17 protein-coding genes are annotated in these 19,114 nt (G+C 49.6%); 14 read left to right on the top strand and 3 right to left on the bottom strand.

What is annotated here, in order from left to right; all coding sequences use genetic code 11:
• Positions 1–108 precede the first annotated feature (108 nt).
• The 3 genes from MHM89_RS03210 (at position 109) to MHM89_RS03200 (ending at position 2,644) form a co-directional block, all read left to right on the top strand.
• Entirely contained in the window at positions 109–1,533 is a 1,425-nt protein-coding gene (locus MHM89_RS03210; RefSeq protein WP_138547182.1) for an alanine/glycine:cation symporter family protein, read from the top strand.
• Between the two features lie 86 nt (positions 1,534–1,619).
• The gene (locus MHM89_RS03205; RefSeq protein ID WP_022943764.1) at positions 1,620–1,937 is read left to right on the top strand and encodes a hypothetical protein; all 318 of its coding nucleotides are present in this window, start codon (positions 1,620–1,622) and stop codon (positions 1,935–1,937) included.
• A 266-nt stretch (positions 1,938–2,203) separates the two neighbouring features.
• Positions 2,204–2,644 (top strand): nuclear transport factor 2 family protein, encoded by a 441-nt coding sequence (locus tag MHM89_RS03200; RefSeq protein WP_212750967.1) that lies wholly within the window; start codon positions 2,204–2,206, stop codon positions 2,642–2,644.
• A 33-nt stretch (positions 2,645–2,677) separates the two neighbouring features.
• On the opposite strand, the gene MHM89_RS03195 is transcribed toward MHM89_RS03200, so the two are convergent.
• Together MHM89_RS03195 and MHM89_RS03190 are read right to left on the bottom strand one after the other, a co-directional pair.
• Positions 2,678–3,562 (bottom strand): patatin family protein, encoded by an 885-nt coding sequence (locus MHM89_RS03195; RefSeq protein WP_022943766.1) that lies wholly within the window; start codon positions 3,560–3,562, stop codon positions 2,678–2,680.
• A gap of 161 nt (positions 3,563–3,723) precedes the next feature.
• On the bottom strand, positions 3,724–4,308 hold the full coding sequence (locus tag MHM89_RS03190; RefSeq protein ID WP_022943767.1) for a TetR/AcrR family transcriptional regulator: 585 nt from the start codon (positions 4,306–4,308) through the stop codon (positions 3,724–3,726).
• Positions 4,309–4,432: 124 nt separating this feature from the next.
• Between MHM89_RS03190 and MHM89_RS03185 the strand changes: the two genes are divergently transcribed.
• A complete protein-coding gene (locus MHM89_RS03185) occupies positions 4,433–5,482 on the top strand; it encodes an alkene reductase (protein WP_239408054.1) in 1,050 nt (349 codons plus the stop codon).
• Positions 5,483–5,638: 156 nt separating this feature from the next.
• Here MHM89_RS03185 and MHM89_RS03180 read toward each other — a convergent pair whose 3' ends face one another.
• Complete coding sequence (locus MHM89_RS03180) at positions 5,639–6,196, bottom strand: DUF6795 domain-containing protein (protein ID WP_022943770.1); 558 nt, start codon at positions 6,194–6,196, stop codon at positions 5,639–5,641.
• 230 nt (positions 6,197–6,426) lie between these two features.
• Here MHM89_RS03180 and recC point away from each other — a divergent pair, with 230 nt between their 5' ends.
• The 10 genes from recC (at position 6,427) to MHM89_RS03130 (ending at position 19,096) form a co-directional block, all read left to right on the top strand.
• Entirely contained in the window at positions 6,427–9,690 is a 3,264-nt protein-coding gene (recC, locus tag MHM89_RS03175) for an exodeoxyribonuclease V subunit gamma (protein WP_239408053.1), read from the top strand.
• Positions 9,677–13,246, top strand: coding sequence for an exodeoxyribonuclease V subunit beta (gene recB, locus MHM89_RS03170; RefSeq protein WP_239408052.1), 3,570 nt, complete (start codon positions 9,677–9,679; stop codon positions 13,244–13,246). The genes recC and recB overlap by 14 nt, the downstream gene beginning before the upstream one ends.
• Entirely contained in the window at positions 13,239–15,071 is a 1,833-nt protein-coding gene (recD, locus tag MHM89_RS03165) for an exodeoxyribonuclease V subunit alpha (RefSeq protein WP_239408051.1), read from the top strand. The genes recB and recD overlap by 8 nt, the downstream gene beginning before the upstream one ends.
• Before the next feature lie 2 nt (positions 15,072–15,073).
• On the top strand, positions 15,074–15,439 hold the full coding sequence (locus tag MHM89_RS03160) for a hypothetical protein (protein ID WP_239408050.1): 366 nt from the start codon (positions 15,074–15,076) through the stop codon (positions 15,437–15,439).
• 58 nt (positions 15,440–15,497) lie between these two features.
• Positions 15,498–16,154 carry a DUF2589 domain-containing protein gene (locus MHM89_RS03155; RefSeq protein WP_239408049.1) on the top strand — a complete coding sequence of 219 codons (657 nt, stop codon included), beginning with the start codon at positions 15,498–15,500 and terminating at the stop codon, positions 16,152–16,154.
• A complete protein-coding gene (locus MHM89_RS03150; RefSeq protein WP_239408048.1) occupies positions 16,144–16,410 on the top strand; it encodes a hypothetical protein in 267 nt (88 codons plus the stop codon). The genes MHM89_RS03155 and MHM89_RS03150 overlap by 11 nt, the downstream gene beginning before the upstream one ends.
• The gene (locus tag MHM89_RS03145; protein ID WP_081604450.1) at positions 16,407–17,051 is read left to right on the top strand and encodes a DUF2589 domain-containing protein; all 645 of its coding nucleotides are present in this window, start codon (positions 16,407–16,409) and stop codon (positions 17,049–17,051) included. The genes MHM89_RS03150 and MHM89_RS03145 overlap by 4 nt, the downstream gene beginning before the upstream one ends.
• 62 nt (positions 17,052–17,113) lie before the next feature.
• On the top strand, positions 17,114–17,614 hold the full coding sequence (locus tag MHM89_RS03140) for an Mpo1-like protein (protein ID WP_235419089.1): 501 nt from the start codon (positions 17,114–17,116) through the stop codon (positions 17,612–17,614).
• Positions 17,611–18,402, top strand: coding sequence for an SDR family oxidoreductase (locus MHM89_RS03135; RefSeq protein ID WP_152440654.1), 792 nt, complete (start codon positions 17,611–17,613; stop codon positions 18,400–18,402). The genes MHM89_RS03140 and MHM89_RS03135 overlap by 4 nt, the downstream gene beginning before the upstream one ends.
• Positions 18,403–18,475: 73 nt before the next feature.
• On the top strand, positions 18,476–19,096 hold the full coding sequence (locus MHM89_RS03130; protein ID WP_045978690.1) for a TetR family transcriptional regulator: 621 nt from the start codon (positions 18,476–18,478) through the stop codon (positions 19,094–19,096).
• Positions 19,097–19,114: the final 18 nt, after the last annotated feature.

The raw sequence follows: 19,114 nt of genomic DNA, 5'->3' as shown, positions 1-19,114 counted from the left end.
GGAGGCTTAGCCTCCTAGATTATATCCCGCCTAAAGTCGCATTTTTATCTCCATAGCCTAGTATAAAGTGATATAAACAAGCAGTTTTACAAGCACTTGGAGTGAACATTGCTAGAGTCATTGATAGCCAGCGTAAATGCGCTGTTGTGGGGAGAAGGGCAGATCCTTATTTATTTACTGCTCTTTGCTGGTGTGTGGTTTTCGATTTCGCTCAGAGGGATTCAGCTCACCCATTTTACCCATATGTTTGCGCTATTAAGAACCAGCACACACGCTCACAAAAACCAGATAAGCTCATTTCAAGCGCTGTGCACCGGCCTAAGTGCTCGTGTCGGCACTGGCAACCTCGCCGGGGTGGCAGTGGCTATTTCTTTGGGCGGCAGTGGTGCGGTGTTTTGGATGTGGGTGATTGCCATACTCGGTATGGCCACCGGTTTTGCCGAAAGCGTACTAGGGCAAGTATATAAAGTACGTGATAGCCAAGGCGAGTTTCGCGGCGGCCCTGCGTACTACATTCAAATGGGGTTGGGGCAAAAATGGCTAGCCATTGCCTTTGCGCTGTGTTTGTTTCTCGGTTATGGCTTTAGCTTTAGTGCCATGCAAACCAACACTATCACCGATGCGTTGCATCATGCCTTTGGCGTGGACCGATTTTATACCGGTTTGGTTATCACCTTAGTCACAGGCAGTATCATCGCCGGCGGCTTTAAGGCCATTGCCCGTTTCGCAGAGCGGGTGGTGCCGCTAATGGGGTTAGTTTTTGTGTTTAGCGCAGTGGTAGTGACGATGGTCAGTTTTGAACGGGTGCCGGCGATGCTCAGTGATATTTTGCACAGTGCGTTCGGCCTGCAAGAAGCGGGAGCTGGGGCGCTCGGAGCGGCGATTAAAAATGGCATTCAGCGCGGCCTTTATTCCAATGAGGCTGGAGCCGGGAGTGTTCCCCACGCAGCGGGTGCGGCAGCACCAACGCCGAATCACCCAGCCACACAAGGGTATATACAAATGCTAGGGGTGTTTTTCGACACCATAGTGCTATGCAGCTGCACGGCGGTGATTATATTACTGGCGGATATCCCCATCAGCGGCGATATGGAGGGCATTCGCCTCACTCAGAATGCCATGACCGCGCATATGGCCGATGCCGGTGTGTATTTTGTTGCGGCGGCTATCACCTTGTTTGCATTTACCTCAGTGGTGGCAAACTTCGCCTATGCCGAGAGTAACTTGCACCTTTTTGCCTTGGACAACCGCATGGGCAGAGGTCTGTACATGCTCAGTTATCTGGCGATGATGTTATGGGGAGCCAGTGCCAAGCTTGAACAAGTGTGGAGCCTAGCAGATATGGCCTTAGGCTTGATGACACTGGTTAATATCATCGCGATTGTGCAGCTTACGCCGACGATTAAACGCGTTACATCAGACTACCACCGCCAGCGTAAGCAGGGTAAAGCACCTGAATTTTGCGTAGCAAAGGTCAAAATACAGGGGCAAACAGAGTCAGGAATTTGGCAAGAGAAAAGTATAGATAGCTGAGCTAAAAGCATTTTGCCTTATTCATGGCAATTTTTGTTACACTCACGGCTTTGATGACTGTCGCCGTTAAGGTGTTAAGGAAAACCATGAGTAAACTACGAATTAGTCGTGATAGTGGCTATGCAGATAGAGCTAGAAAGTACACGGTTATGTGTGAAGGTAAGGCGTTGGGTAAAATTGGTAATGGCGAAAGTGTTGAGTTTGATGTGCCACCAGGCGAAAAAGAAGTTTATTTAAAAGTGGACTGGTGCCGCTCTAATAAAGTGCGTATTAACGTGCCAACAGAAGGGACGGCGCAGCTAAGCGGAGGTTCAAACTTACGAGGTCCGCGAATTATGCTCGCCATTGTTTACGTACTTTTTAAGCCGCATGATTACCTATGGCTAACTGCGCAAGCAGACTAGCCGTTCAACCTTCCTCCGTTTTAGGAGGTGATGGCTAGCGCTGTCATTACTTAATAGGGCGATGATTAAAAACGCCGCTCAGACCTAGGTTTTTGTCGATAAATTTCATTCAGATTAATTAAAACTACTGTTAATGAAATTCACTGCTCATCGGATGTTTTTGAGTTTACTCTAAGCTGGCAACATGCAACCCAACCCTTAAAACGAGCGCTGTAAGCTCATTTTACAATATGGAACGGGTTACTTTTCAAGCATAAGAGGCAGCGGTGAAGCAAATACTCATTACACTCATGATTTTATTTAGCACCAGTACACTGGCTGAAGGTCAACTGACCAAAAACAAACAACTGGTCATTGATTTTTATACCGATGTGGTACTAGCTGAAGACGCAACACATATCGATAAGTACCTAGGTCCGCGCTATATTCAACACAACCCCATGGTCGCAGATGGTAAAGAAGGCCTGCGGGCGTTATTGCGCAGCTTACCTAAACGAGATAAAAGCGCCGGACCCAGTGGTGAGGTAGTGCGGGTGATAGCTGAGGGCGACTTGGTGGTATTACACGTTAAAAGTTACCATTGGCCACAGCCCAATGGCGGTGCCATTGTTGATATATTTCGTGTGGAAAATGGCAAAATTGTCGAGCACTGGGATGTCATTCAAGCCATCCCTGAGCAAGCCAAAAATACCAATACCATGTTTTAGCTTTAACAATAAGCAGCGCAACCCGAGGCCTAATTATACTGCCTCAGGTTGTGGCTCGGGCTCTTTCCATCGATTGACTGCTTTTAAGCCAACTTCAAAACCGAGGCGATAGTCCTCTTCTAAAGTCTCGATACTTGAGCCTAACACCATAGATTGTAATGGCCGAGTTGGGGCTATTTGAACCACGTTAACACCTTCAGGTGGTGACCTCATAAACTCAACAGCCTCGGCGTAACGCTGTTGATAGTGATGATAAATTTCAAACATCCGTGGCGATTGGTTGATGCGCCTCATAATAGGTTTAAGCCTCTCCAACACCGGCATCTTGCCATCATCATGAGCTTCAACTGTGCGGATCACCCAAATGGTTTTCGCGCCTTTTTCATGAGCCCACCGCACCGGCAGGGGGTCGGCAACGCCGCCATCCATCATGCCATGACCTTCGACTTTTACGCCGGGGCGATACAGAAATGGGATGGCGCTTGAGGCTTTTAGGTGCGCAAACATATTTTCATGCCAGGTATGTAAGTAATGCGGCTCAAACGAGTCGTAGTGGCTAGCTACCGCATAAAAATTACTCTCTGGGGTGAGGTTATTAGGCTCAGTGGGGAAGCGCACCTTGCCGTTGTGCTCAACTTGATGAAAATACCAGTCTAGGTCAATGACGTTACCACCGGTGAAAAACCGGGCCGGTCGAAAAAACTGTTGCTCTGTGGTGAGGTGCTCAATCGCTGTTTGTGCATATTGGCGTGCCCGAGCACAGTAAGCTGCGAGATTTTGGGCGCCTGCAGAAACGCCGACTTTTAAATCGAAGGGCGCAAATTTCTTTTCTAGGAAAGCATCGAGTACGCCGGCGGTAAAAATGCCTTTTTGTCCACCGCCTTCGGCGATGAGTGCGGAGCGTATATGTGTTGTCATATTGTACTCTTCTATTAATTATTAATGTGTGAAGAGGTACACATTTCACCAAAACCAATTACGTGCAGAGGTTTTCGCCGTCAGCTTTGGTCAATTGTGTTTCATCCCCCACTGAATGTGGAATATTAGCTGTATTATGGGCGATAGCGATGAATTTCAAGTTAATCAACAATAATAGCGGCTAAAAGTTGTTCGCCCATTTGTGTTAACAGGGCTTCATCTGGCTGTGTAAACGCATAGGTGCGCATGCCGTAAATGCCCATGGCCAAAAAGCGCGCTAGCTTCATCGCGTCATCTTGGTTCACGGCTTCACCTTGGTGCTGAGCGCGGCGAATTTGCGCAGCTAGGTTCTGCTCTAACTGCTTGAGGTTTTGTGCAAGAATATTGGCCACTTCCGGGTCTTGGCCTTCAATTTCATTTAAAGAGCGGGTGAGTAAACATACCTTCGCACAGGTCTTTTGCACGCACTCAGTGACCGTGTTGGCGATAAATTCACGCAAACTATCAACAACCGGGCGTTGGGCGTTAAAAATGGTGTCGAACGCTTGTTGTTTTTGCTGATGGTAGTGACTCACCGCCTCGATAAACAGACCTTTTTTACTGCCAAATGCGCAATAAATAGAGCCTGGATGCAACCCCGTTGCTTGGGTTAGTTTTTGCATACTGGCTTTGCTGTAACCATGCTCCATAAAGGTTTGCATGGCTTGTTGTAAAACGTGGGCTCGGTCAAATTCGGCGCTGCGCATAAAAACGACATGATGCTGCTAACTAAGATAACGAACATGGTACCATTTATTTTCAATATTTACTTGAATTAGCATTCAATAATCCATACGTTGAATATACATTCAAAAAATAAATATGCTTTATATGACCGATCTTCTTTTACAACCTTATGCTTTAAATGACGAACTGACTCTTAAAAATCGTATTCTTATGGCGCCGCTTACGCGCTGTATGGCGGATGATAATCTCGTACCAACGGAAAAAATGGCGGCCTATTATGCTCGTCGCGCTGATGCTGGGTTGATCATTAGTGAAGCCACGATTATTCGCCCTGATGCCCAGGGCTATCCGAATGTCCCGGGTATATTCACCAGTGAGCAAATACAAGGTTGGCGCAATGTCACTGAGCAAGTGCATGACCAAGGAGGCAAGATATTTTGCCAACTATGGCATGTTGGCCGTGTCGCTCATCCACACTTTTTTGCAGGAGATGTGCTCGGTGCCAGTGCGATTGGTATCGAAGGCACTGTGCCGCGCATGCGTGAATTAAGTTACCAAATACCAAAAGCCGCGAGTGAAGCGCAAATCGAACAGCTTGTGGCTGATTATGCTAAAGCGGCAGAAAACGCGATAGAGGCTGGTTTTGACGGCGTTGAGATCCATGGCGCCAATGGCTACCTGATTGATCAATTCCTGCACCACAGTAGCAACCAACGCAACGACAACTATGGCGGCAATGCTGCCAATCGCGCACGTTTTGCACTTGAGGTGGTCGACGCTGTGGTCGCGCGTGTGGGGGCTGCGAAAGTTGGTTTACGGTTATCCCCTGGGGCGTACTTCCTGCTCGATGAGGGTGATGAGCAAGATACCGCCGTGTTCGACTATTTACTGGAGCAGCTTAACCATCGAAACCTTGCGTATCTGCACTTGGGTATTTTCGATGACAGCATGCGTTTCCCTTATCTTGGTGGCAACGGCAGTGCCTCGCAATATCTACGTAAACATTATAACGGGAACTTGGTAGGTGTTGGCAGTTATACGCCGGAGCAAGGCGCTGAGGCAATCAGTAATGAAGAGTTCGATTTACTAGCCTTAGGTCGTCCTTTTATTGCTAACCCTGATTTGGTCGCCAAAGTGAAAGCGCAAAAACCACTCACGCCATACACTGATGATATGTTGGCTGAACTTTACTAAAAAGGCTGCGCTAGCTTTGCAGTGCCGCTATATTTTTGGTGGTGAGCGAAGAAAATGCAAAAATATGACCCTTGTCATGAATTTGCAATTTTGGCGCTTTACTATGAGTGGCAAGTAATGACGTATGTGTTGCTTGAACTCTGATTAGACCCCGACTTAGCCGCTGATAACAGCGGCTTTTTTTTGTGCCGATTTTTGCACATGTAAATCACATATTGAGTAGACATTCACAGGCAGGCTAGGGCGGCGCTTATCGCTGATGTTGAATTCATTTTCAGCGGAGAGCAAATTACACTGCAACTGCGATAGGGTTTCTTGTAGCACGAAGTTGTCTAATTCATGGTCAATGGCGGTGTACCATAACACGTACTGTTGGCCTTGGTAGCGCACACTGATGTCCTGCCATAAGCGCTCAGGAGGCTCGCCAAAAACAGGGTGCTCTGTGGTCATGGGGGCAAAGTAAAAGTGTCCGCTGCTGTCTGTTTTCGCGCGGCTAACGAATTGCTGATCGCCCACCGATAAGGTGCGGGTAATTTCGACATTGGCCAGCTCAGAGCCGCCCAAAGCAAGCTTCCCCTTCACTTGCGGGGATAGGGTTTGAGATTGGGTCACTAAATCAGAGATAAGTGGGCGATGTTGCCCAAAATCACCAAGCAGCGTCACTGAGCAAGCAAGTAAGCCGGCACAAAAAAGGCTGAAAGCAATCAATCGCATTGGCACGCTCCTGTGTGCTAATTCATTCCATTGTGGTTATAACTTAATCTATGTTCCTAAAATATGCAAATTCAAGATGTTACCGAATATTTTGCTATTAACTTAGGTGCAACAATGATGCCGCTTAACAATAACCAATAAGGTGAAAATACACTGTGATGTCAACCTAGTGCCCGTCATTAAAATTGCGTACACTGGCTATCTAGGCATTCCAATAATACCGATAACGCATGCTGCATATAATACAGTCAAACCGTATGGAGATTCTCAGCGCCCAGCTCTGTGCGTTGCTGGCGAATACCAGCAGTTCTAATATTTTCCATAAAGAGCAAGTATTGGTGCATTCTCCAGGAATGTCACAATGGTTGAAGCTTGAGCTTACAGCGCAGTTAGGCGTATGTGCACAGGTCGACTTTCCATTACCTTCGAGTTTTATCTGGTCTTTGTACCAGCAAGCTTTGCCTGATGTTCCGCCAGAGTCGTCGTTTAACAAAGCCAATATGACATGGAAGCTCTACGAACTGTTGCCGCAAAAATTAACACAGGCTCATTACCAACCCCTGATGCGCTACCTTGATGGTGACGATGATGGTCACAAACGCTATGCCCTGTGTGAGAAAGTTGCCGATGTGTTCGATCATTATCTAATGTATCGACCACAGTGGTTGGCTAGTTGGCAAGCGGGTGAAGACCAACTAGATGACGTTGATATTAGCCATGCACCTTGGCAGCCCGATCTTTGGCGTGCTTTAGTCGCGCGTGTTCAAGAGCTGGAGCAAAGCCCGTACCATCGCGCTAATATGCACCAAGGATTACTGGATGCACTGGCGGCGGGGCAGTTGCAACTGCCGCCACGTATTTGCTTGTTTGGTATCTCCGCTTTGGCGCAATCGCAGCTAGCGATCTTTCAGGCGCTCAGTGAGCACACGGATGTGTTGATATTTCTGTTCAACCCCAGTGAACATTATTGGGGCGATATCGTCGATGAGAAAACGCTGGCTAAAATACACACTCAGTATCAACGTAAGCCTAATATCGACGCGGCTGAATCTGAGCAACAATATTTTATCGTCGGTAATCCGTTATTGGCATCATGGGGTAAGCTTGGCCGCGATTACCTAGAGCAACTGCTGCAATTAGATGGCAAGTGGCTGGATGGTTTCGATGATGAATTTGCGCCGCATTTATTGGGTCGTCTACAGCAAGAGGTATATGAATTAGCTTTCAAAGGGGAAAGCTTAGCGCAAGACCCACACTGGTTTATCAGTGAGCAGGGCAAGATAGCATTGGCGCAACAAGATCATTCCCTGTTAATAAGTAATTGCCACACCGCTTTGCGCGAAGTGGAGTGCTTACACGACCATCTACTTGCTGAGTTTGCCCGCGATCCAACCCTAACACCCAAAGACATCATTGTGATGATGCCTGATGTCGGCCAGTACAGCGCCTTTATTGAAGCGGTGTTTGGTGGCGCTAAAGGCGAGCGCCATATTCCCTATGCCATTGCCGACTTATCCATTGCCCAAGAGCAGCCTATTGTTAATGCCTTGGTGAGCTTGGTGAATCTACCCTTTAGCCGCTTTGGTGTCAGTGAATTGATGGACTTATTATACATTGAGGCCATTAGCCAGCATTTCGGCTTTGTCGCCAGCGAACTCGAGCAGTGCCAAGTGTGGCTTGAGCAAGTCGGGGTGAAGTGGGGAATTGATGGCGCGCACAAACAAGAATTCAACCTGCCAAGTATTGATCTCAACACCTGGCGTTTGGGAATAAAGCGATTATTGTTAGGCATCGCGGCCACCGATGCCCCTTATCATGGGGTCTATCCGGCTGACGCAGTTGAGGGCATGGCCAGTGATACATTGAGCAAACTCTTGGCCTTTATCAATGTGTTGTTGCAGGCCAAGCAGGCACTTAGTGGTGATGCAAGCTTATTGGATAAGTGTACCAGCTTGCGCGCAATTGCCAGTGAAGTGATGGCAGTAGAGTATTTAAGCGCCGCAGACTTAGCCTTGTTAGATGGTCTCTATAGTGACATTGAAAAGCACTATGATAATGGTGACTATCAAGGGCTCATCTCGGCACGGATCTTCGCCACCTTGATTCAACAAGGTGTCGAGCAAAAAGGCGTGGGGCAGCGGTTTTTAATCGGTAAAGTTAACTTTTGTACGCTGATGCCGATGCGCGCCGTGCCCTTTAAAAAGGTCTGTATCTTGGGGCTGAACGATGCCGATTACCCACGCAGTGTACAGCCTATTGGTTTTGACCTGGTGCCTTACAGTCAGCGACGCAAAGGCGATCGCTCACGTCGCCTAGACGACCGCTATTTATTTTTAGAGGCCTTGCTGAGCGCCAGAGATAGCCTATATCTTAGTTATATTGGTCGCTCTAGCCGCGATAACAGTCCCCGTATGCCCTCGGTATTAGTCAGTGAGCTGTGCGAATATTTAGACCGCAGCTTTTGCTGGCAAGACAGCGATGAAACGTTCACAAGCCGATTAGTGATAGAGCATCATCTGCAGCCGTTTCATCCGCAGTATTATCAAAAGGACAGCCGTTGGCAAAGCTTTAATCCGGTGTGGGCCTTGCCGTTAACAGCCGCTCAAGAGCAAAAACAACAGCTTCAGCCTTTGGCTGTCACAGCGCCACAACTGTGCGAGCTCGACACCTTAATGCAATGTGCTACTCGCCCACAACGTTATTTCTACCAACAAGTACTTGGGGTGCGCATAGATGGCATTGATGCACACGATGAAGATATCGAGCATTTCGATTTAGATGCCTTATCGCGTTATCAATTACTCGATGAGCTGCTCGAAGGACAATTGCACGGTAGCGCTCCGAGTGATGAGGAAATTATCCAGCGCGGGGTGCTGCCCCAAGGTGTGTTATCGACATTGACCTTGCAGCAACTGCGTAGTCGTATCAGCCCACTGGCAGAGCAGGTTCAGCTGCGTACGCAAGGGCAAATGGCGCAAATGCTGGAAGTGGATATCACGGTTTCTGGAGTGCGCCTGCAAGGTTGGTTAGCGCACCTCTATGGCAGTCAACAGGTGTTTTATCGCAGCGCCAGTATTAAAGCGAAGGATAGAACCCAAGGGTTTATTTATCACTTACTCGCGCAGCTGTGTGGGGAGGCGGTCACTACCGTGGTGATGGGCTTAGACGAACAAGTGTCCTTTGCCCCGATGAATGCTGAGCGTGCCGAACAATTATTAGCGCCTTGGCTAGAACTCTTTACTAGCAGCCATCAAAGCAGTGTGGCATTTTTCCCCGCCAGTGCCTGGGAATGGATACAAAGCCAAGATATGAATAAAGCCAATATTAAGTTCGTCGGCAGCCCGTATGTGGGGGTCGCCGAGCGCAGTGACCCTTACATCGCCACTGACTTTGCCGACCTTTTCCAGTGCGAGCAGGAATTCTGTGACTGGAGTACGCGATTGTTGCAACCCATAGCGCAATTAGGCGAGGAGCAACGCTATGCAGACGCTTAACCCTGTCACCCTTGCCTTTGATGGACAACAGCTTATTGAGGCCAGTGCCGGAACCGGTAAAACCTATACCATCACCGGGTTGTATTTACGCTACTTATTGGGCCTGTATGAAGATGCTAAGGGCAACCAAGGCGAGCCGCTGACGGTCGAGCAAATATTGGTCGTGACCTTTACCGAGGCCGCCACCAGTGAAATCAAAGACCGGGTGCGCTCGCGCATTAGCATGGCAAAAAACATGCTGCTAGGCGAGCACAGCAGCGATGCGCTATTGCGTGACTTGATAGCGCAGCTTGACGACCGTCAACAGGCATTTAATCGTCTGGATATGGCGGCGAAATCCTTGGATGAAAGTGCCATTTACACCATTCATGGGTTTTGTCAGCGCATGCTTAAACAACATGCGTTTGAATCGAACATGGCCTTTAATTTGCGCTTCACCCTGGATGAGAGTGAGTTGCATGAGCAGGCGGTGTTCGATTTTTGGCGACAGTTTGTGTATCCGCTGCGTGCAGAGCAAGCGCAGGCGGTCCTCGCTCATTACAGCTCGCCACATAGCCTGCTAAAAGAGCTGCGTGCGCTCATTAATCGCGAACAGCTGCAGTTACAACCGCACATTGATGATCCTGAGGCTGAGCTGACCCAATTGTGGCATTGCCAAAGCGAATACCTCAAGGCTTTGCCCCAATTCAAACAGGCACTGCGCGAGGGCGATTTCTTCAATGCCATTGCCGCCAGCGATATCAAAGGCAATGCCAAACCTAAGCATAAAAGTAATTTGGCGGGCTTGGCAGCGTTTAGCGACAATGATGACACCCAGTTGAGTTTAGGTGCGGCCAAACACTCCTTTAGCTTATGGAGTGCGCAAAGCCTTGAGGACCCCAGCATTTATAAGAAAAATGGCCAACCTTTTTCTCACCCTTTGGTGGTGGAATTTGAACGTATGGCGCAGCTTAGCCAGGGCCTGGGTGAGCGCTTGGCACAAGTGATATGTGTCTTGGCGCTCGCCTATGTGCGCCGCCATGTGCAGAGCAACAAAGCGCGCACCGGCATTATCGCCCCCGATGACCTGCTTAGTCAGCTCTATGATGCGTTGCACAACGACAGCGACAACCAGCTGCAACAGCAAATTCGCCGCCAATATCCAGTGGCGATGATCGATGAGTTCCAAGACACCGATCCCATTCAGTATGGTATTTTCAGCACTATTTATCGTCCCAGCGATGAGCAGTTCACTAACCTCACCATGATAGGGGATCCCAAGCAGGCCATTTATGGTTTTCGTGGCGCCGATATTTTTACCTACATCGATGCCAAGCAACAACTGAGCGCGCAGCAGCAATATACCTTGGCAAAAAACTTCCGCTCGGCGATGCCATTAGTGGAAAGTGTCAATAACTTATTCAGCAGCCACCCGCAGAGCTTTATCTTTAACGACGCCATTCCCTATCAAGAAGTGGAAGCGAATGGCAAAGATAAAGCGCTGCTCTATAAAGGCGAGGCGCTCGGTGCCATGGATTTTGTCTTTTACAGCAGCGGTGCTGAGGTGTTATCGAAAGAGCAAGGACAAAGCGCCTTGGCCGAGGCATTTGCAAAGCGGGTTCACTTTTTGTTGGCTGCGGCGCAACAAGGAGACTTGCTGCTAGGTGAGACGCCCCCGTGTGCCGGCGATTTTTGCATCTTGGTACGCGACAGGGGTGAAGCGGCACTGATGAAACAGGCGCTTACCCGCCAAGGTGTTGCCAGTGTTTATCTAGCCCGCGAAAGTGTGTTTAAGCAACCGCTGGCGCAACACCTTTACCGCTTGTTGGCGATTATACACGGTCCCTATGATGAGCGCGCACTGCGCGGCTTGCTGGCGGGGCCATTTTATAACTTCAATAGCGCCCAACTGCTGGCACTGAGCGATGATGCCGAACAGTGGCAGCAACAATTGCAGCACTTCGCTGAGCTCAAGCGGCGTTGGTACCGCGATGGCGCGTTGGCAATGCTCGAGCAGCTGTTATGGCAAAATCAATTACCGCAAGTATGGGCCGAGCAAGGGTGGGATGTTGAGCGCCTATTAACGGATTTTCGTCATCTCGGTGAAATTCTCCAACATAAGCAACTTGAACTGGATGGCACGGCGCGGTTGCTGAAGTATTTTCACCAGCAATTGACCCGTGATAGCAGTGAGGGTGACAGCGCCCAACTGCGTTTGGAGTCCGATGCCCAGCTGGTGCAAATCGTGACCATGCATGCTTCTAAAGGGTTAGAATACCCCATTGTGTTTATGCCGTTTGCGGTCAATTTCCGCAGCGCCAGCGCCGCTTATTATCACCACCAAGGGCAGCTGTACTTAGATTTATCTAAACAACAAGAGAACCTTGCGCGCGCCGAACGTGAGCGCTTAGCCGAGGACTTAAGGTTATTATATGTGGCCTTGACCCGGCCTATCTATCATTGTGCCTTAGGGCTTTATAATTTGGGTAAGCATAAACGCTCGCAGCTTTTGCAAAGCGCGCTAGGGTACTTGTTGTTTCCGGGCGCTGAGGGCACGGAGAATATTCGTGAGCTGCTGCAGGCTCGGCTCGCGCCTTACCCGGACATGAGTTTAACCGATGCTGATCATTATCAATCGGGTGAGAATCTGGTGCAGGAAAACGCGGTCGTTGAGCGCGATGTGCGCGCCCAGCAGGCGGTTATTGAGCGCAACTGGCGGGCCACCAGCTTTAGCGCCTTGAGCTTCAAGCACAGTGATTATCATGGTGCCAGTCACAGTGGCGGTGATGATGAGGATCACCGTTTGCAGCAAAGTTTAGTGCTTAAGCAGGCCCTCCCGGTGGCGCAGCTAACGGCTTATGATTTTCCCAAAGGCCCGGGGCCTGGCAGTGCACTGCACGATATTCTCGAGCAAATCTCTTTTCGCGGCGTGCTCGCCGGCGAGGCGCAGGCCATGGAAGAGCTTGAGCAAGTGATCACCCATACCCTGCATAAATACGCACTGGATGAGAGCTGGCACGCGCTGCTATGCAGCTGGATGGCGGCGATTATGCGCTGCCCCATACTCGAGTCAGGGCTTTATTTGGGGCAATTACAAAGCGATGATTGTTTAGTGGAGATGGAATTTCATCTCGCGCTCAATGAGCTTGATGCCCAACATTTCAATGCCACCATGATAAGCCTGTTTGGCTATGACTTTGGTCTTGATTTTGAACGTGTTAAAGGCGTGCTAAAAGGCTTTATTGATTTAATCTTTTGCTATCAGGGGCGCTATTACGTGCTTGATTACAAATCGAATTACCTCGGTGAGAGCGCCGATGATTATAACGATGAAGCCTTAACGCACGCCATGAATGCCCATAGCTATCATGTCCAAGGGGCGATTTATATGGTGGCATTGCACCGCTTGCTGGCGGCGCGATTGCCTGATTATGACCCCGCTAAGCACCTAGGAGGCATGGTGTATACCTTTTTACGAGCCATGCCCGAGGGACACGGGGTGTATTATCGGCCATTCAGTGTTGCTGAAATCGACACTTTAGACGGGCTTTTCGCCAAAGGAGCGCACTATGCTTGAGGTACTGTTAGAACAGCGTAAAGTGCGTACCGTGGATGTCGAGTTGGCGGCGTTACTCGTCGATGAGCAGCAACCGCCTTACAGCGAGGGATTTTATATTATCCTGCTGTTGCTCAAAGCTATGCATGAGCAGCATACCTGCTTAGATTTACACAGTGTGAACTGGGACAACCCCTTTGAGCTCGATACCCGCGCGCCAGTGCCCGCGTTTTTTGCGCCTGACTTTGATGCCCTAGGCTGCCTTAATGCCTTGCCTTGCACTGGGGCTGAAAAACCGCTGCGCTTACATGGGCAGCGCGTCTATCTGGCGCGCTATGATGGCTACGAAGCGCAGTTAACCGCGCGCTTTTTGCAGCTAGCTAAGCAGCCTTTGGAGCTTGACTTGCCCGCGCTCAAAGCGCTATTGACGCATTACTTTAACAATCAAAAAAGTGAACCTGACTGGCAAAAAGTGGCCTGTGCTCTGGCGGCCACCAGTAAGTTTTGTGTGATCACCGGCGGTCCGGGCACCGGTAAAACCACCACAGTGACGCGTTTGTTAGCGATTTTACAGTCGCTCTATGCCCAAGCCCCTTTGCACATTGAACTGGTTGCTCCAACCGGCAAAGCAGCAGCACGCCTAAGCGAGTCTATTCAAGGAGCAAAAGGCGACTTAGCCGAGACCGACCAAGCCGTATTAGAGAGTATTCCCGAGCAAGCGCAAACCTTGCATCGGCTGTTAGGCACGGTGCCCATGTCCAATCATTTTCGCCATCATCGGGGTAATCCGGTGCATGCCGATTTAGTGATTGTCGACGAAGCGTCCATGGTCGATATTAGCCTGATGAGTAAATTGGTAGACGCCTTAGCACCGCACACTCGATTGATTTTATTGGGCGATAAAGACCAACTGAGTTCAGTGGACACGGGCAATATCATGGCTGATATTTGCAGTGAATGTGCCCTTGGCCAACTGCCGCACTACAGTGACCAGCGCGCCGAGCAACTTGGCTATTTATGCGGTGAGCATTCTTATCACAGTGGCCAGCAATCACCTTATGCGTTAACCGATCATGTTGCCTTTTTGCAGCACAGCTATCGCTTTGATGGCGACAGCGGCATAGGCCAACTGGCGTATGCAATTAACACAGCCGATAGCAAAAAAGCACGATATCTGTTGCAAAGCCGCGCCAGCGATACTAGTTATTACCCTTTGGATGAGGGGTTTTACAGCGCACTCATTGCCCGCTGCGCCGAGCAGTACAGCCACTACTTAGCATTGATTGCAGCCGGGGCAACGCCCGCGCAGGTGCATGACGCATTTGCTCGTTTCCAGTTACTTGCCGCACTGCGAGAGGGGCCTTTTGGTGTGCATGCGCTTAACCAACGCATTGAATATCACCTCGCTCAGCAGGGGAAAATCAATGTGCAGCAGCGCTTTTATATTGGTATGCCGTTGATGATCACTCAGAACGACTATCAGCTTCACCTGTTTAATGGTGATATTGGCATCATTATGGCGGATGACAACGGCGAGCCTCAGGCCGTTTTTATGGGCGCGCAGGGCGAGGCCAGGGCATTCTATCCGGGACGTTTACCGCAATTTGATAAAGTTTTTGCTATGACTATTCACAAATCACAAGGCTCTGAGTTTGCCCACACCGCCATGGTGCTGCCGCCGCTGCATCGGGGCGGCCAAGGACTTAATCGCCAATTGGTGTATACCGGTGTGACCCGTGCCAAGGCGCATATTGAATTGATCTGCGATGCGCGCACTTTGGCCTATGCCATCGCCACGCCAGTGCGCCGGGCATCGGGGTTGTATCAACGTTTATGTGAGTGTTAGCGATGTGGTTTTATGTCATTTTAGCGGTAGTGCTTATTAAAACCTCGTTATTGGGGTTAGGTGGGGTGTCCATGGCCATTGCGCTGTGCGCATGGCTACTGTTGCGCTTAGGGGTGGTGGCTATTCATCCGAGTATGAAGCAAGGGTTTAGGCGGTTATTTAAAGTCGCGTTTGTTTTGCATCTTAGCGTTTATGTGGCGCTAATACTCAAGCTGCTGCTGATCGACTCCTTCGACGATATCCCGGCCTTTATTGTCGGCCACTTACTGTTACACCACCTGATGTCAGCCGTCATCGGCGCCACGGTGATCTTTATGCTTATCCGGCGCTACTTTTATTACAAGGGCTTACATAAGAGCACGAGTTAAGCCAGCGACTCCTAGTTTTTAATGGCAATAGCGCAAATAGGAACAAAAGGAGAGAACTATGGCTATCGATACAGGACTCGTTGGCTCGGTAATTAATGCCCTGCCATTGGATCGCATGATAGGGGGGCCATTGCATGCAATGATCACCGCCCAAGTACAGGCAAGTCGGGCTTACGCCGAATTTTTGATGACCGTGTGCATTAAAGATGGCAAGGCGGTGAACGTTGAGTTCGAATACGATGAAACCCAAGTGGATACCGAAGGTAACTTCAAGGGCACCATACGTAAAACTATGCGGGTGCCGCTACTTGCAGCGATCACCCACCCCAATATTTGTGTCGAAGAAGGGTCAATTGACTTTGAACTGGAAGTGACACAATCAGAAGAAAGCCACAGCGAAACCAGTGCTGAAGGTGGCTTTGAGGCGAAAATGGGCTGGGGTCCATTCTCGGTTAAAGTACACGGCAAGGTGTCTCATAAGTCGGAGCAAACTCGTAAAACCGATACCCGAGCTAAATATTCAATTCATACCGCAGTGAAACGTCAAGGGCCGCCTGAAGCATTAATGCGGGTCATTGATTTTCTCACCGATGCGGCTACCAAGCCCGTGGTTATCGGCGATGGCTCACCGACCTCTGCCGATGCCTTACCTGCGGACACGAAAGCTGAAATCGCACCGCCTTCCGATAAAAATGGTAAAAAGGATGGCGGCTAAGGTGAAGCTAAAAAGTGCTTGGCGGCGGTGCTGGCAGGCCATCAGTGCATTGTGGCCAATACCAAGCCGGTATTGGTCTACGCACTGTCACACCAAACAGACCAATGTTGTGCTGTTACATTCCGAGCACTCTGGGCGCGCAGGTGATACGCGTGCCTATGTTAACGTGCAGCTGCATGCTCAAAGTCATTTTCTCAACACTGAGTTATTACAGCGGCTGCGCACTCCCAATGTCATTGATAGTAAGGACTTATGATGTTTGGCAAAGAAAAGATGAATGCGCAAATGCTCACCGATATCACTCGGGGGATCCACCATGCGGTGAACACCACCGGGACCATGATATCGCAACAATATGTGATGCAATTGCAGCAGTTCTTCGATACTCAAGAGGATGGCTCGCTAGCGGCGAAAATGGTGAAAGTGCAAGTCGACGAGCAACACGATATGTATGTGCCGCTTATTGCTTTAGTACAGCCGCAAGGCATAGCCTTAGACAAAATGCGTTTTGATATGTCGATTCAAATCAGTGAAAGCGAGTTGAAACGGGCGACGCACCAAGTGGATGGGTTTAATGCCGAGCGAGTGGCATTCAAGGTGAACCTTTCGCCGAAAACCAGCGACAGCAACCGCCGGCGAACCGATATTGTTGATGTGGAGATGCAGTTTACGCGTTGTGAAGCACCAGAGGGAATGCATCGGCTCATTGAACAGTATGCCAATATGATCCAGCCCTTTAAAAACGGCGAGCCAGTGTCTGATGAGCCTAATTCTCCACCGGGGCAGGGACCATTAAAGAGCGCCGCTGCGAGTGAGCGTAAGCCTAATTTAGTACGCATGAATACCCATGCCACTGGTAATCTTGATGAGGGCGAGCGAGACGAGCCAAAAATATAGGCAAGTTAGGGGTTTTACTCTAAACTGAGCACAAGGTTAATAATAAAAAAGGTGCTAACACCATGAAAACCTTGGTTACCCAATTAAGTAATTACGCTCGTTATCATCGTGATAAACGCAATATATACACCCATTTTATCGGCATACCCTTAATCGTGTATGCCTTGCTGGTGCTGCTCTCTCGCCCGAGTTTTACCGTTTTAGCGCTCAGCCTCACCCCAGCTGTGTTGGTCGTGAGTATTACCTGCCTTTACTATTTAAAGCTATCCCTCAGGCTTGGCCTGCTGATGAGCGCACTGTTGGTGCTGGGTCTGCTCGGGGCTGCGCCCGTGGCGATGCTTAGCACGTGGCTGTGGCTGTCCATTGGTATCGGATTATTCGTCGTGGGCTGGGTATTTCAATTTGTCGGTCACTATTACGAGGGCAAAAAACCTGCCTTTGTGGATGATTTAATCGGCTTGGTTATTGGGCCCTTATTTGTTGTCGTTGAAGCCTTATTTTTAATGGGGCTTTGCAAAGAGCTGCAAGCGCAAATTGAACACCAAGCAGGAGCGATAAAATGAACTTAGATGGCAAACGGGTGTGGTTAAGCGGCGCCTCATCGGGCATTGGTGAGGAGCTGGCTAAACAACTTGCGGCCAAAGGCGCTAAGTTGGTGTTATCGGCGCGCAACGAGCAAGCCCTTGAGCAGGTGAAAAATAGCTTGATGGGGCAGGGGCATGTTGTCTTACCTTTAGATTTGAGCGCCGCTGAGAGCCTACTCAAAGAGCTCCCCGAGCAGCTCGCAGCCATCGGTGATATTGATATTTTGATTAATAATGGTGGGGTGTCGCAACGTAGCTTGTTTGCCGACACCGACTTTGCTACTTACCAGCAATTAATGGCGGTCAACTACTTTGGCACTGTGGCCCTCACTAAACTGGTGGTTGCGCAAATGCAGGCCCGAAAGCAGGGGATGATCGTGGCAATAAGCAGCGTCGCGGGCAAAGTGGGCTCTAAGTTTCGCTCCGGTTATTCCGGCTCCAAATATGCGGTGGTCGGCTTTATGGATTGCATTCGCGCCGAGCTTGCCGCTGACGGCATTCATTGCCTCACCGTGTGTCCTGGCTCGGTGCAAACCCGCATTGCTCATAACTCCTTAAACGAGAAAGGGGTGGCGCAAAATCACAGTGAACAGTCGATTGAAAACGGTATGCCGGTAAGCGCCTGTGTGCAAGAAATCATCACCGCGATTGAAAAGCAAAAGCAAGAAGTGGTGATTGGCCAAGGCTTAAGTTATTGGGCACCGACCATCAAGCGTTTTTTCCCCAGGTTATTTAATCGCCTAACCGCCCGGCTGGAGTATCGATAACACCGCCATGGCTGTTGGTTCAGGTAGCAACTATGTTAATATTGCGATCATTATTTCCTAATCGAGCAAGGCCATGGTCAGGCGTTCGAAGGCTGATGCCGAACAAACCCGCAGTGCTATCTTAGATGCCGCTGAGCATCAGTTTTACCAGCATGGTGTGTCGCGTACCACCTTGGCACACATCGCCAGCGCCGCAGGCGTCACGCGCGGCGCAATCTATTGGCATTTTGACAACAAAGCCGATCTGTTCAACGCCATGTTAGACCGTATTCGTCTGCCGTTTCGACAAATGCTCAGTGAGCTGCAAAGTGCCAATGATCTGAGCGCTTTGGCGCAAATAAAAGACGTGATGCATCGCGCCTTGGTGATAGTACAACAAGACCCCCAGTATCATCGCGTGCTAACGGTGGTGTTCCATCGCTGTGAGTATGTTGACGAGCTTAACCCCGCAGTACAACAACAAGAACAACTCAATCAAGAAGTGCAGGACACGCTCACACTGGCGTTCGCCAGAGCATTGGAAAATGGTGAGCTTAACCCCGCTATTGAGCCGCGAGTTGCGGCAGCGGCGATGAATTCCCTCGTCGGTGGCCTTATCAGTAAATTCCTGCAACACCCAGGTTATATTGACCTTATCGAGCAAGCGCAAGCCCTCCTTGATACCTTGTTTTTAGGCATAAAAAAGCCGGACTAAAAAGTCCGGCTTTGGGGT

It is taken from the genome of Pseudoalteromonas sp. CNC9-20, from assembly GCF_022347875.1.
In the GTDB taxonomy this organism is placed as follows: Bacteria; Pseudomonadota; Gammaproteobacteria; order Enterobacterales; family Alteromonadaceae; genus Pseudoalteromonas; species Pseudoalteromonas ruthenica.
This window is presented reverse-complemented; position numbering and strand designations above follow the sequence as displayed.